The sequence below is a fragment of the Sinorhizobium sp. BJ1 genome (assembly GCF_002531555.1).
Classification (GTDB): domain Bacteria; phylum Pseudomonadota; class Alphaproteobacteria; order Rhizobiales; family Rhizobiaceae; genus Sinorhizobium; species Sinorhizobium fredii_B.
The window spans coordinates 1-13,806 of record NZ_NWTH01000007.1 but is presented as its reverse complement, the minus strand read 5'-3'; the positions used below and the strand labels follow the sequence as shown (position 1 = coordinate 13,806).

Here is a 13,806-nt window from a genome sequence, read left to right as displayed (position 1 = left end):
GGATGACTTACCTACCCGCCAGATGCGCGAAGGCCGCGACGACCTCCTCATAGGCCTTGCGCTTGAACGGCACGATCAGGTTCGGCAGCTCGCGCATCGGCTTCCATTCCCAGGCGTCGAATTCGGGATCATGGCCATCCGGCGGCGGGTCGATGGCGATCTCGCTTTCGTCACCCTCGAAACGGAAGGCGTACCAGCGCTGTGTCTGGCCGCGATACTTGCCCTTGAGGCCAATGCCGATCAGGTGCTCCGGCAGGTCGTAGTTGATCCAGCCGGGCGCCTCGGCAAGCAGCGAAACGCTGCGCATGCCGGTTTCCTCGTAGAGTTCGCGATAGGCGGCTTCGAGCGGATCCTCGCCCTTGTCGATGCCGCCCTGCGGCATCTGCCAGAGCTCCGGCGAGCCGTCATATTCCGAATTGCCGACGGCGAGCCGATGCCCGGCCCAGACAAGCCCCTCGTGATTGAGGACCATGACGCCGACGCACGGCCGATAGGGAAGGTACTCTGCCCTCAAAACCTTGTCCTTGTCTTTACCCATCTCGCCATTCCCTGCATGGTTGCTGCCGGCTGTTCAGCCCGTTCGCGTGCTTAGATCAGTTTTGTTGCGGATCGTTGACGAGGGCCGAAATGCCGACGAATTCGATGCCGCGCCCGCCGGCCCCTTCCATCCATTCGGCGATCGTCGCCACGCTTTCGTCGAAGGCGGAGGCCACACCGATCGCCTTGCCGTTGCGCCGGGCGACGCGTTCGAGCTCGTCGAGTTTGCGCAGGATCGCGTTGCGGCTGAGTTCGCCGTCGAGGACCAGATCAGCGAAGCCGTGCGGCACCCCGAAGGCGCCGGAGAGCGTTCCGGACAACGATTGCGCCGAGGTGCCGTCGTCGAGAAACAGCAGACCGCGCTTGCCGAGGTCGCGCATCACCGGCTCGAGCGCATCCGCGTCGGAGAGAAACCGGCCGCCGAGATAGTTCATGACGCCGGTATAATTGGTGATCTGGCTCATGCTGCGGTGCAACTCGGCGAGGTTTTTCGTGGCGCTGCGGGAAATGAGAAGCGCATGCGGCCCCGGGTCGTTGTCCGGATAGTCGAAGGGCTCCATCGGGATTTGCAGGAGGATCTCGTGGCCGTCGCGCCGCGCATCCTGCATCCAACGTTGCAGGCTGTTGCCGCGAGCGGCGAAGGCGAGCGTCACGTCCGGCGACAAGTCGCGGATCGCGCGCTGGGTTCCCGTCTGGCTGAGGCCGAGACCACCGACGACCAAGCCGATGCGCGTGCCGCGGGCGCCGGACCAGGGGCGGGCATACTGATCCATCGGCCTCAATCCGTCCGGACCGACGATCGGCAACCGGCCTTGAGGCGTATCTTCGATGAGATCGTCGTTCGGAAGCGCCGCCAGGCGAGGATCCTGACCGCGCATCGGGCCGGCAGTGATCAGCGCTGGGCCGCCGCCGTCGCGCGACCTCGGCGTGAATTTTGTAACCGTCGCGCCGTCATCCGTCAGGATTTCCTCGACATGGGCTCCCGAATGAGCCCCTCTCGGCCGAAGCGAGCGAACTGCGCCCTCGGGTTTGGCGGAAGGCGCGGCTTGCCCGGCGGACGCCAGAGTCGTGTCAGCGCTTGTGGTCGGGTCGGCCGTTTGGAGCAGGCGATCGGGCGCGAAAGCGGCCCAGCCGGAGAGCCCAGCGACTGCAAGCGTGAAGATGCCGAGAAACCCATAGCCGACCATGCGGCGCGGGTCGCGCTTGCGCACTGGCCTCTTCTTCGGGCCGTGGCCAAGGGGGGCATTGAGATCAGTTCCCAAACGGAGCCTCGACCTTAGAGCATTTCCGCTTTTCTTCGAATCGCGAAAACGCCTCTATCTTTCTGTTTTCACGCCATTCCGGACGGAAAACCGTTACGCACCTTTCCTGGAATTGCTCTAGGAAATTGCGGTGAGGAATGCGCCCGCACGCGAAGAATCATCGGCAGTCGGCTACATCGGCGATGAATAATATAAAGGCGCCGGGTTGAACAGCCCGGCGCCTTTGTCTCATTCGGTTCGATCGGCCGCGTGGCTCCCTGGATCAGGCCAATGAGCCACCCAGCCTCACTTCTTGAGCTCGGCCTGTTCCGGATTGGCCGGGAAGGTCGGATCCGTCTTCTTGCCGCGCAACAGGTCGAACGCGTAGTTGAGCTGAATGTCGTCCTTGGTTTCCGGCGGCACGTAAGCCACGGAGCCGGAGCCTTCGTCCGTCTCGTTCTGCCCCGGGATATGGCCGCGCAGATCGGATTCGCCCTGCGCTTCCACCTTGCCCAGCAGTTCCGGCGGCAGCGGCTGTTCGACCTTGATGTCCGGGGTAATACCGGTGCCCTGGATCGATTTACCGGACGGCGTGTAGTAGAGCGCCGTCGTCAGGCGCAGCGCGCCGGCGTCGCCGAGCGGAATGATCGTCTGAACCGAGCCCTTGCCGAAGGAACGTGTGCCCAGCACTGTGGCACGCTTCATATCCTGGAGCGCGCCTGCGACGATCTCCGATGCCGAAGCCGAGCCGCCGTTAACGAGCACGATGACGGGCTTGCCGTCCGCGAGATCCCCCGGCGTAGCGTTGAAGCGGCGCGTCTCGTCCGGGTTGCGGCCGCGGGTCGAAACGACCTCGCCGCGCTCCATGAAGGCGTCCGAAACATTGATCGCCTGATCGAGCAGGCCGCCCGGATTGAGGCGCAGGTCAAGCACATAGCCCTTGAGCTTGTCCGCCGGCACTTCCGCCTGGATCTTCTCGATGCCCTTCTTCAGATCGTCGAAGGTCTTCTCGGTGAAGGAGATCACCCGAAGATAGCCGACATCGCCTTCGACGCGGACCTTGACCGCACGCACGGCGATCACGTCACGAACGATCGTCAGTTCGATCGGCTTTTCCGCGCCCTTGCGCAGGATGGTGAGCTTGATCGGCGTGCCGACGGCACCGCGCATCTTCTCGACCGCTTCCTCGAGCTTCAGGCCGCGGACGTCCTGCCCGTCGATCTTCGAGATCAGATCGCCGGCCAGCACGCCGGCGCGGGCGGCAGGGGTTTCGTCGATCGGGCTCGTCACCTTGACGAGATCCTCTTCCATCGTCACCTCGATGCCGAGGCCGCCGAACTCGCCGCGCGTCTGGGTGCGCATATCCTCGGCATCGGCCGAGTTCATGTAGCTCGAATGCGGGTCGAGGGAGGAGAGCATGCCATTGATGGCATTCTCGATGAGCTTGTCGTCCTGCGGCGGCGTGACGTATTGCGCGCGCACACGCTCGAACACATCGCCAAAAATCGCCAGCTCGCGGTAAGTGGACGAATTGGCCGCCACGGCCGGGATCGTTGCCGAATAGACGACGCCCATCGCCGTCGCTCCCATCAGCGCCCCGACCAGAACAAGTGAAGCTCTACGTATCATTTCGCGCCTTTCCAACTTCTGCTGCGGTCCACCACGGTCGGGAATCAACCGGCTTTCCGTCTTTTCGGAATTCAATGTAAATCGTCGGCCTGTCCGTTTCCAGCGTCAAGGCCGCCGCACTCGCCACTCTTTTTGCACCCATCGTCGCGAGCGGCTCGCCTGCCACGACGAATTGCCCCGGGCGGACGCTCACATTCTCCATTCCGGCCAGCACGATGTGGTAGCCGTCGCCGGGATTGAGAATGATCATCTGCCCATAGCTGCGGAAGCTGCCGGCATAGACGACCCAGCCGTCCGCCGGCGTGGTCACCAGCGCGCCTGCATTGGTTTCCAGCATGATCCCCTGCAGCGAGTGCCCGGTGCCGTCCGCGTCGCCGAATTGCCGCAGGATCGAGCCTGCGACCGGATAGCTGAGCCTCTGGTGCAATTCCGAAAACACGTATGCGGGCGCAATGCGGTTTTTGTCGGGCACCGCGCTCTTGGCCAACTCCCGTGCCGCCTGACGCTCGGCCTCGTTCATCCGCAGCCGTTCTTCCTCCTGCGCGCGGGCGGCCTCAGCGGCCTCGCGCACCGAGGAGATCTCGTTTTCGAGCGAGGAGATCAGCCCCTCGAGATTGGTCGCCTGCGAGGCGAGTTCGTCAGCCTTGCGCTGTTCGGAGGCCAGTTCCGCCGCGTTCCGCTGTCGCAGCTTTTCCTTCTCGGCGACGAGCATCGACATGCGCCGTTCTTCCTCGAGAACGGCCGTCATCGCCGCCGTCAGATCGTCCCTCTGTCTGGCAATGCCGGCGCGGATGTCGGCAAGCGCCTTGAGGTCGGCGACGAGGCTGTCGGTCTGCTCGCGGATTTCCGGAACGACGGCGCCGAGCAGGATTGCGCTGCGAACGGAACCAAGCGCATCTTCCGGCGTCACCAGGATCGCCGGCGGCGGGTTGCGGCCCATGCGCTGCAGCGCAGCGAGCACTTCGGCGAGCACGCCGCGCCGGGCTCTCAGCGAACGCTTGACCACGTCCTCCTTGGCACGCAGTTCGTTGAGCTGTATCTCCCCCTCGGCAATCTGCCGTTCGAGTTCCTGGCGCTTCGCAGCCGAGTCGACGATCGCGGAACGCAGTGCCGTATTGCTCTTGTCGATCTCGGCAATCGTCTGCTCGAGAGCCGTGGCGCGGTCGCGCGAAAGACCGATCGTCTTCGACAGCGCGTCGAGCTCGCTGCGCGTGCTGTCGCGTCTTAACGTCAGGTCGGCCGCGGGATCGGGCGGCCCCTGTTGCGCGGCGGTCGGGCCTGGAGCCACGTCTCTCGCGGCCTCCTGCGCAAGCGCCGGCCCGTACATCGACAGAAGAACGGCGGCGATCGCCGCGTGCCGGCGGATCTGCCTCGCGGCAGATCTCAACCGGGCGACGTCGGCTCTGTTCCTGGCGCTCGTCATCCTGTCTCGTGGGCTAGCAGTTAAATCAGGGAACCCTAATCCGATTTGTCGGAGGCCACCAATACATATTCTTGTTATTGCGGTGAAGCGCATCGACCAGACCCTTCCCCATAAGGGGGAGGGGCTATCTCGTTCGCTGCGACCGCCTACCATTTTCCATCCACCGCTTATCGCGGAAACATTCGAAATGGGAGGCGGGATCGCGGCAAAGTAAGCCCATCCCCCTTGTGGAGAGGGTTGGGGAGGGGGTCTTCTGCAGGATGCTCTTCGACTCTTTTCACGCGCGGTGGTACGGGTGGCCGGCAAGGATGGTCACGGCGCGATAAAGCTGTTCGGCGATGAGGATGCGGACGAGCTGGTGCGGCCAGGTCATCTTGCCAAGGCAGAGAACGGCATCGGCGCGGGCGTGGAGCGCCGGGTCGAGCCCGTCGGCACCGCCGATGGCGATCATCAGATCGCGCTTGCCGCCATCCCGGAACGCGCCGAGCAGCGTGGCGAAACTCTCGGAATCGAGCGCCTTGCCGCGCTCGTCGAGCAACAGGAGCAGGCTGCCCTCGGCAAGCGCCTTTTCGAGCTGGGCCGCTTCGTCGCGCTTGCGCGTTTCAGCGTTCGCCGCGCGGCTCTCATTGACCTCGACAACACGCGCCAGGTCCAGGCCCACGGCCGGCCCGGCCTTGGAGAAGCGATCGAGATAACGGGCCGCGAGATCCTTCTCCGGACCCGCCTTCAGGCGGCCGACTGCGAAAAGTCCGATACGCATTGACCCGTTCCGTCCCCACCGGCATCCGACCGACTACTGTTTGTTTCCTTAAACCGTTCTCAGTTCAAGGATAAAACATGCAGAGATTCAAAGTGCTACAGCGACCTTTGTGCGTCTGAAAAGACGCACGGCGCTGTAGGTTTCGGTCGGCAAAAACCCTCTTGCTGCCATCCGCCCGGTCGGGTGATGACAGCCGCATCTCAAATCGGCACCGGTCGTCGCTCCGTCCTGAGGCGATCGGTCAGGGACGGGCGGCGCGTCTCAGTGCAGGGTACTGTCCTCCATCTCCGGGGCGGCCCACATCTTTTCGATGTTGTAGAACTCCCGGATCTCGGGCCGGAAGATGTGAATGATCACATCGCCGGTGTCGATCAGCACCCAGTCACCACCCTCGAGGCCCTCGACGCGGGGATTGCCAAGTCCCTCGTCCTTCAGGTCTCTCACCAGGTGGTCGGCAATAGCCATCACATGCCTGTTCGAACGCCCGGAGACGACGACCATGAAGTCTCCCAGCGCCGACTTTCCGGCAATGTTGATGGTGATGATGTCTTCTGCCTTTGAGTCCTCTAGGCTTTCGAGGACCAGCTTAAGCGCACGGACAGCGGCTTCGTCGCTCGATCCCGTGCTGCGCGGGTATGCGGAGACCGCATATCCCTTGGCGTGTGCTGTTGTCAGGGTCTTTCCTTTCCGAATGAACAGAACATGCACTTCCGGTTCGTGATCTGAGGACGAACCATGTGTCAAATGTAGGCACCAAACCGGTGCAGTTTCAAGACGCGAGAAGTAAATGACGGGAATTCACCCGGATTTGGCGGAACGAAGCGCCGTCGAGCTCAAGGACGAGCGGGGCCCGTGGATGAAGGTCCAGGCCGGCGCCCTTTGAAAGGCGAGCGTCGTCGCGTCGTCCTCGTCGATTCGCGCATGGCTGAAAGTCGTCGCCATCCGCGACGACAGATAGGCGAGCGTCGCGCCCGGCCTGTCGATCACCGCGATCGGGAAGGTGCCGACGATCCGGCGCCAGTTCTGCCAGCGGTGAAAATTCCGGAGATTGTCCGCCCCCATCACCCAGACGAAGCGCACGCCGCGATTGCGCGCCCGGACGAACTCCAAAGTGCGTGCCGTATAGCTCTGGCCGAGCGCCTGCTCGAAGGCGGTGACCTTGATGCGCGGATTGCGGGCGATCCTTTCGCTCATCGCGATGCGCTCGGCAAGCGGCGCGAGATTGTTGCGGTCCTTCAGCGGATTGCCGGGCGTCACCATCCACCACAGCTGGTCGAACCCGAGCTTGCGCAGCGCCGTCTCGGCAACGAGCACGTGGCCGTCATGGGGCGGATTGAAGGACCCGCCGAACAGACCGACCGTCATGCCGCTTTCGACATGCGGCATGCGCAGATAGCTTGGCTTCACATCGGCAGGTGTCGTCAGGGCCGCACCTGTCCCGTGCCGCGCACGCGATATTTGAACGAGGTGAGCTGTTCGACGCCGACCGGACCGCGGGCGTGCATCTTGCCGGTGGCAATGCCAATCTCGCCGCCCATACCGAATTCGCCGCCATCGGCAAATTGCGTCGAGGCGTTGTGCAGGAGGATCGCCGAGTCGATTTCCGTGAAGAAGCGCTCGACGACCGCCGGGTCCTCGGCGATCACCGCCTCCGTATGGGCCGAAGACCAGCTGTTGACGTGCTCGATGGCGCCGGAGATGCCGTCGACCAGCTTTGCCGAAATGATCGCGTCGAGGTATTCGGTCGCCCAGTCCTCATCGCTCGCCGCCTTCAGGCCGGGAAGCAGGTCTTGCAACTCTTCGGAGACGCGCACTTCGCATCCGGCATCAAGCAGCCCCTGGAGCAGCGGTGTTGCCAGCCGATCGGCTGCATTGCGGTCGATCAACAGCGTCTCGGCGGCGCCGCAGATGCCGGTGCGGCGCATCTTGGCGTTGACGACGATCTTTCTCGCCATATCGAGATCGGCGGAAGCGTCGACGTAGATATGGCATAGCCCTTCGAGATGGGCGAACACCGGCACGCGCGCCTCGTTCTTGACGCGGGCGACGAGGCTTTTGCCGCCGCGCGGCACGATCACGTCGATCGCGCCCTCAAGACCCGAAAGCATGGCGCCGACGGCAGCGCGGTCGGCAACCGGGACCATCTGGATCGCATCCTCCGGCAGGCCCGCCGACTTCAGCCCCTCGACGAGGCAGGCATGGATCGCCCGTGACGAATGGAAGCTGTCGGAGCCGCCGCGCAGGATCACGGCATTGCCGGCCTTGAGGCAGAGCGCGCCGGCATCCGCGGTGACATTCGGACGGCTTTCATAGATCACACCGATGACGCCAAGCGGGGTGCGGACCCGTTCGATATGCAGCCCGTTCGGCCGGTCCCATTCGGCGATGACATCACCGATCGGATCCTTCAACGCGGCGATCGCGCGAATGCCGTCCGCCATGTCGCGGATACGAGCCTCCGTCAGCGTCAGCCGGTCGATGAAGGCCGTGGCGACACCGCTCTCCCGAGCGTTTTCGAGATCGATCACATTGGCGGCGAGAATTTCGTCGCTTTTGGCGACGATCGCGTCCGCCATGGCGACGAGCGCCGCATGCTTGTGCTCGGCGCTGGCGATGGCGAGTGGCCGGGCGGCCGCCTTGGCGCGCCGGCCGATCTCCAGCATCATCGCGTTGACATCCTTGCCGTTTTCGGCCGCGTCAAGCATGGAGCTTGCCCTTCCTGTCATCCAGTTCCTCCTCGGGCCGCGGGCCGGAGGGGGCGGTCATCACCATATCGTCGCGATGCACCATGGCGGTGCGGCCGGCATAGCCGAGGATCGCGCCGATTTCGGCCGATTTTTTGCCGGCGATCTGGCGCGCTTCGTCGGCATCGTAGCCGGCAAGCCCGCGGGCGATCTCGCGGCCGCTGCTGCCAAGGATCGCGATCGTGTCGCCGCGGCTGAAACTTCCCGTCACCTGCCGCACGCCGGCCGGAAGCAGGCTCTTGCCGGAGCGCAGCGCCGTCTCCGCCCCGGCGTCGATCGCAATCGAGCCGGCCGGTAGCAATTGCCCGGCGATCCAGGTCTTGCGCGCCGTCACCGGCGAGCCGGAAGGCGCGAACCAGGAGGAGCGGGCGCCCGCCTCGATCGCTTTGAGCGGGTGCTCCGGCTTGCCGGAAGCGATGATCATCGCGCAGCCGGCGGTGGTGGCGATCTTGCCGGCATCGATCTTGGTGCGCATGCCGCCGCGCGACAGCTCGGACGCCGCTCCGCCTGCCATCGCCTCGATTTCCGGGGTGATTTCGGCAATCGTCTCGAGGAAGCGGGCCTCCGGATCGACATGCGGCGGGGCCGTGTAGAGCCCGTCGATGTCGGACAGCAGCACAAGCAGATCTGCCCCGACCATCGTCGCCACGCGGGCGGCCAGCCGGTCGTTGTCGCCATAGCGGATCTCGGTGGTCGCGACCGTGTCGTTCTCGTTGATGATCGGCACTGAGCCGAGCCTCAGCAACTGGTTGATCGTGGCGCGCGCGTTCAAATAGCGGCGGCGCTCCTCCGTATCGCCGAGTGTCAGCAGGATCTGGCCGGCGATGATCTGATCGGTCGAAAGGCTTTCCGACCAGGCGCGCGCCAGGGCGATCTGGCCGACCGCGGCGGTCGCCTGGCTCTCCTCGAGCTTCAAGGCTCCGGTCGGCAGGTTCAGCACGGTGCGGCCGAGGGCGATGGCGCCGGAGGAGACCACCAGCACCTCGACACCCTTGGCCTTCAGGGCGGCGATGTCGGCGCACATGGCGTCGAGCCAGCTCTTCCTTAGCCCCGTCTTGCGGTCGACGAGCAGGGCCGAGCCGATCTTTATGACGATCCGGCGGTATTTTGCGAGCGGTTTGCGCGTAGCAGCCATCTCAAACCTGCTCCTCGCCCGCCTTGGCGGCGGAAATGACGTCGCGCAGTGCCCTCAGCGCCTCGGTCATGCCCCTGTTGGTAACGGCCGAGATGAGGAGCGGCGGCGCGCCGCAGGCCTTGGCGAGCGCCTTCGCCTTCGCCTTCAGCTCCTCGTCGTCAAGCACGTCGATCTGCGACAGCGCGACGATCTGCGGCTTATCTTCGAGCCCGCCGCCATAGGCATCGAGCTCGTGCCGGACCGTCGTGTAGGCCTTGGCGACATCCTCCTCCTGCGCCGAGACCAGGTGCAGAAGAACGCGGGTGCGCTCGACATGGCCGAGGAAACGGTCGCCGATGCCGATCCCCTCATGGGCGCCCTCGATCAGCCCGGGAATGTCGGCGAGGATGAATTCCCGCCCGTCGATGGTGGCAACGCCGAGATTGGGATGGAGCGTCGTGAAGGGATAGTTGGCGATCTTCGGCCGGGCGCGCGTGCAGGCGGCGAGAAAGGTCGACTTGCCGGCATTCGGCAGGCCGACGAGGCCGGCATCGGCGATCAGCTTCAGCCTGAGCCAAATGGTTTTCTCCTCGCCCTCGAGACCGGGATTGGCCCAGTTCGGCGCCTGGTTGGTCGAGGTCTTGAAATGGGCATTGCCGAAGCCGCCATTGCCGCCGGCGGCGAGCCGATAGCGCTGGCCTTCCGCGACCATGTCGACGATCAGCGTCTCATTGTCCTCCTCGAAGATCTGCGTGCCGACCGGCACTTTCAGCGTCACGTCGGCGCCCTTGGCGCCGGTGCGGTTGCGGCCCATGCCGTGGATGCCGGTCTTGCCCTTGAAGTGCTGCTGGTAGCGGAAGTCGATCAACGTGTTGAGACCGTTCACCGCCTCCACCCAGACATCGCCGCCGCGACCGCCGTCGCCACCGTCCGGCCCGCCGAACTCGATGAATTTCTCGCGGTGGAAGGAGACGGCGCCTGCGCCGCCATCCCCGGACCGGATATAGACTTTTGTTTCATCGAGGAATTTCATCGGTTCGCCATTTCTTGCATGTTCGGCTTGATTGTCTGCAGAGCGGGCTGCGCGCGCAAAACCGCGTGGAGTTTTCCATGACCCCGCCTCTTCGCCGCCATCGATATAGGCGGTTCCGGCGGAGGTCAAAGACTATCGTGCAAAAGAACCCGCCAGAGCCGGCTCTGGCGGGTTCGGTTCGTCAGGCTGGCCGGCGCAGGTCCTCGGCCGACAGCCGCGTTTCGATATGCGCCACCATGGTGTTGCGGGCGAGCGCATAGATCTGGCTGCAGCCGGTGATCTTGAAGCCGAGCTTCTCCTGCACCTTGAGCGAGGCTGGGTTGTCGGCGAAGACCCCCGAATGCAGCACCGCCTCCGGCATCCGCCGCAGGAACCGGTCGACCGCGGCATAGACCGCCTCGCTCGCTAGGCCCTTGCCCCAATAGAAGCGGTTCAGCCAGTAGCCGACATGCCATTCGCCGTGTCTCAGTTCGATGCCGACGCAGCCGATATGGACCTCGTCGCCGGACGTGACGGCGAACGTCCAGTCGGGCAGCACGTTCGCCGCCTGGCGGTTCAGCCAGTCGAGCGCGTCCTGCTGGTGATAGGGCGCCGGCACCCGCGCCAGCATGCGCGCCACCCGGAAATCGCCGAGCGATTCGGCGATCGGTGCCGCGTCGGAGAGGCGGTGCGGCCGCAGTCTGAGCCGCTTCGTCTCGATGTCCGGGCAGGGGCCGGGATCGGGCTTTGCGACGATCCGCGCCCGTTCGGTGACGAGCGCGTTCATCGCATGCCTCCCCAGCTCTTGAGCGAAACCCAGGTCTTGCGGTCGAGCCTGTACCACTCGACGGCGACGGTGCCGCCGAGCGCCAGGCTGTCGACCATGCCGGAGCCCTGGAACTGGAAGCCGCACTTCTGAATGACCCGGCGCGAAGCCATGTTCATGACCCGGCAGCGCGCATCGATCTGGTCGATGTCGCGGGTGCGGAAGGCCATGTCGGTCAGCGCTTGCGTCGCCTCGGTGGCATAGCCCTGGTTCCAATGGGGCTCGCCCAGCCAGTAGCCGAGTTCGACCGTCCTGCCGTCGGCATGCGGCTCGATCCCGCAGCAGCCGAGGAATGCGCCATTGTCCGCTTTGGTGATCGCGTAGACGCACTTGCCAATCGTGCCGGCTTTTGCGCGTCGCACGAAATCGGCCGCATCCGCCGTGGTGTAGGGGTGCGGCATGCGCGAGACCATGGTGGCGATATTGGCGTTGTTGGCAAGATGGGCAAGGGCGTCGATATCGTCTTCATGCGGGGCGCGCAAAACGAGCCGGGGCGATAACAATATCGGGCAATCGGTCCTTGACCGTTGAGGCCTCAGCCTTTGTTCGGGAGACCGGGATTGGTCTTCCCTGACGAGCTCGGTTTGCATGGTTCTTCCTCCAGATACGTGAAAAGGGGAGCTGGGTATTGCCCCATCTCCCCTTTGAAGTCTGGCTTTAGAACCTTGCGGGTGCGTCAGCCGGGTCGATGAGACGCCGGCTGTTTTAGAGCGCTACCGGCTTATTCCGCTGCTTCGGCTTTCGGCATTACAGACACGTAGACTCGGCCGTTGGCCTTCTTACGGAAGTCCACGTTACCGGTCGTAAGCGCAAAAATCGTATGGTCCTTGCCGAGGCCGACATTGGCGCCGGCATGCCACTTCGTGCCGCGCTGGCGCACGATGATGTTGCCTGGAATGACGGCTTCGCCGCCGAACTTCTTCACGCCAAGGCGCTTGGACTCAGAATCGCGACCGTTGCGCGACGAACCGCCAGCTTTCTTGTGTGCCATTGGTGTTCTCCTTTAAACCTTCGATCCCGAACTCAGTTTGCAGCTTCAGCGGCGGCTTCGGTCTTCTTCGAAGCCTTCTTCGCCTTGCCGCCGGCGGCAGCGATGTCCAGGATGCGGACGGTCGTCTGATGCTGGCGATGGCCGCGCGAACGCTTGGAGTTCTGGCGGCGGCGCTTCTTGAAGGCAATGACCTTTTTGGCGCGGCCCTGGTCCACGACCTCGGCGCTGACAACGGCACCTTCGACAAACGGAGCACCGATGGTTGCATCGGCGCCGACGCCGACCATCAGGATCTCGGTGAATTCGATCTTGTCGCCTGCAACGCCTTCCAACTTTTCGATGGTGATGACGTCGTCGGCTGCCACGCGGTACTGTTTACCGCCGGTCTTGATGACTGCGAACATTTGTTATCCTTTCATGTTCGGTCCGGCTCTTTGCCTGAAACAGCAAGGCCGTCTTTTTTTCAGTCGTTACGTTGAGCGGAGCGCCTTGAGGGAAACTCTTGGCCACCGCCAGTGAACGGGCACAAACCATGACCCGCCGCGGTGCGGGCAGGCCACACCACTTCATGGCGCGGATTAAGGGAGTCGCCCTGCCTTGTCAAGGCGAAAGGTACTGAGTTGAAGATATTCTTCTTTCTGCCCCTTGTCAGCGGCGGAAACTGCCGCTATGAACCGGCCGCGCTCACATAGCGCCAACCGGCCCCGCGGAGAGGTGGCAGAGTGGTTGAATGCACCGCACTCGAAATGCGGCATGGGTGCAAGCCCATCGGGGGTTCGAATCCCCCCCTCTCCGCCAGTACACTAGTAAGTATTTGAATTGTTTGGCGAAAACCATTAAAGCAGCGGCTCTAGCCTAAGCTCTTTCCAACGAATCCGCGCGTCCTCGCTCGAAGTGGACCCGCTGACCATATCCGCTTGCCCGGCTGCATGCGTAAATCCCCTCCTGCTCCCATCGCGTCAGCGCGGTGGCGGAAGATACGGCGACCATCGAAACGTGCGCGAAGCAAGAAGATGATTGCCTTGAGCGCCACCCGTAAGCAGACGCGCCTAGACCCCGTCTACGATCCTGGATTTTTGCGCCCGCTTCCTTGAGTTGGCGATGCGCGTGTCGTTGAAGCGTAACCAGTTGAGTTGCACGTCGATCAGGCGCTCGAGGTTTGCGTCTGTCTGGCGGAGGAGGAGGTCTAGGTCCCTGTCGCGCCCGCCCGTCGATGCTCGTTGCCCATTCACCGCTGCGCCCCCCACGATCACGAATTCCCCGTAGGCATCGATCAACCGTTGAGGCTGAACAATGTCGTCGTCAGGATCCAGAAGTGCGAAGGCGTGGCTGGGTCCGCCTCAACCGAGCCGCTGCCTAACGTCGGCACCCCATCGCTGCCTTCACGACCGAATAGCCAACCAAAGTCCTCGGGCTTCGGCGGGGGCGATGATGCCGTGAGCTTCTCCAATCAATCGACCGTCTGCACGGGGTGGAGACTGTGTGGAAACGCGTTTTGGCGGGACATGAATCTTCAAGGTTGCGGCGTG

At 63.9% G+C, this 13,806-nt stretch carries 14 protein-coding genes and 1 tRNA gene; 1 reads left to right on the top strand and 14 read right to left on the bottom strand.

Going from position 1 to position 13,806, the window contains the following annotated elements; genetic code table 11:
- Positions 1 to 7: 7 nt before the first annotated feature.
- The 14 genes from CO676_RS12045 to rplU all read right to left on the bottom strand — a co-directional run bounded on the left by CO676_RS12045 (position 8) and on the right by rplU (position 12,681).
- The gene (locus CO676_RS12045) at positions 8 to 538 is read right to left on the bottom strand and encodes an RNA pyrophosphohydrolase (RefSeq protein ID WP_097521258.1); all 531 of its coding nucleotides are present in this window, start codon (positions 536 to 538) and stop codon (positions 8 to 10) included.
- Positions 539 to 593: 55 nt separating this feature from the next.
- Positions 594 to 1,799, bottom strand: a complete 1,206-nt coding sequence (locus tag CO676_RS12040) for a divergent polysaccharide deacetylase family protein (protein ID WP_097521257.1) — start codon at positions 1,797 to 1,799, stop codon at positions 594 to 596.
- 285 nt (positions 1,800 to 2,084) lie between these two features.
- The gene (locus CO676_RS12035; RefSeq protein WP_014766306.1) at positions 2,085 to 3,407 is read right to left on the bottom strand and encodes a S41 family peptidase; all 1,323 of its coding nucleotides are present in this window, start codon (positions 3,405 to 3,407) and stop codon (positions 2,085 to 2,087) included.
- The gene (locus tag CO676_RS12030) at positions 3,397 to 4,830 is read right to left on the bottom strand and encodes a murein hydrolase activator EnvC (RefSeq protein ID WP_179875472.1); all 1,434 of its coding nucleotides are present in this window, start codon (positions 4,828 to 4,830) and stop codon (positions 3,397 to 3,399) included. Before CO676_RS12030 ends, CO676_RS12035 begins: the two co-directional genes overlap by 11 nt.
- A 277-nt stretch (positions 4,831 to 5,107) precedes the next feature.
- Positions 5,108 to 5,590 (bottom strand): 23S rRNA (pseudouridine(1915)-N(3))-methyltransferase RlmH, encoded by a 483-nt coding sequence (gene rlmH / locus CO676_RS12025; RefSeq protein WP_097521256.1) that lies wholly within the window; start codon positions 5,588 to 5,590, stop codon positions 5,108 to 5,110.
- Between the two features lie 261 nt (positions 5,591 to 5,851).
- Positions 5,852 to 6,298: a ribosome silencing factor gene (gene rsfS / locus CO676_RS12020; protein WP_041414745.1), complete on the bottom strand. Its 447-nt coding sequence runs from the start codon at positions 6,296 to 6,298 to the stop codon at positions 5,852 to 5,854.
- A 90-nt stretch (positions 6,299 to 6,388) separates the two neighbouring features.
- Positions 6,389 to 6,955 (bottom strand): nicotinate-nucleotide adenylyltransferase, encoded by a 567-nt coding sequence (locus CO676_RS12015; RefSeq protein ID WP_231698946.1) that lies wholly within the window; start codon positions 6,953 to 6,955, stop codon positions 6,389 to 6,391.
- A gap of 56 nt (positions 6,956 to 7,011) precedes the next feature.
- Positions 7,012 to 8,295: a glutamate-5-semialdehyde dehydrogenase gene (locus CO676_RS12010; RefSeq protein WP_097521255.1), complete on the bottom strand. Its 1,284-nt coding sequence runs from the start codon at positions 8,293 to 8,295 to the stop codon at positions 7,012 to 7,014.
- Positions 8,288 to 9,469 carry a glutamate 5-kinase gene (gene proB, locus CO676_RS12005; protein WP_097521254.1) on the bottom strand — a complete coding sequence of 394 codons (1,182 nt, stop codon included), beginning with the start codon at positions 9,467 to 9,469 and terminating at the stop codon, positions 8,288 to 8,290. Before proB ends, CO676_RS12010 begins: the two co-directional genes overlap by 8 nt.
- Before the next feature lies 1 nt (position 9,470).
- A complete protein-coding gene (obgE, locus tag CO676_RS12000) occupies positions 9,471 to 10,481 on the bottom strand; it encodes a GTPase ObgE (RefSeq protein ID WP_014766299.1) in 1,011 nt (336 codons plus the stop codon).
- Positions 10,482 to 10,662: 181 nt separating this feature from the next.
- Positions 10,663 to 11,247, bottom strand: a complete 585-nt coding sequence (locus CO676_RS11995) for a GNAT family N-acetyltransferase (protein ID WP_097521253.1) — start codon at positions 11,245 to 11,247, stop codon at positions 10,663 to 10,665.
- Positions 11,244 to 11,876, bottom strand: coding sequence for a GNAT family protein (locus tag CO676_RS11990; protein WP_014766297.1), 633 nt, complete (start codon positions 11,874 to 11,876; stop codon positions 11,244 to 11,246). Before CO676_RS11990 ends, CO676_RS11995 begins: the two co-directional genes overlap by 4 nt.
- 131 nt (positions 11,877 to 12,007) lie before the next feature.
- Positions 12,008 to 12,277: a 50S ribosomal protein L27 gene (gene rpmA, locus CO676_RS11985; protein ID WP_003531206.1), complete on the bottom strand. Its 270-nt coding sequence runs from the start codon at positions 12,275 to 12,277 to the stop codon at positions 12,008 to 12,010.
- 32 nt (positions 12,278 to 12,309) lie between these two features.
- A complete protein-coding gene (gene rplU, locus CO676_RS11980) occupies positions 12,310 to 12,681 on the bottom strand; it encodes a 50S ribosomal protein L21 (RefSeq protein WP_041414740.1) in 372 nt (123 codons plus the stop codon).
- A gap of 304 nt (positions 12,682 to 12,985) precedes the next feature.
- On the opposite strand from rplU, the gene CO676_RS11970 reads away from it, so the two are divergent.
- Positions 12,986 to 13,075 (top strand) — tRNA-Ser (locus tag CO676_RS11970).
- The last annotated feature ends 731 nt before the right edge of the window (positions 13,076 to 13,806 follow it).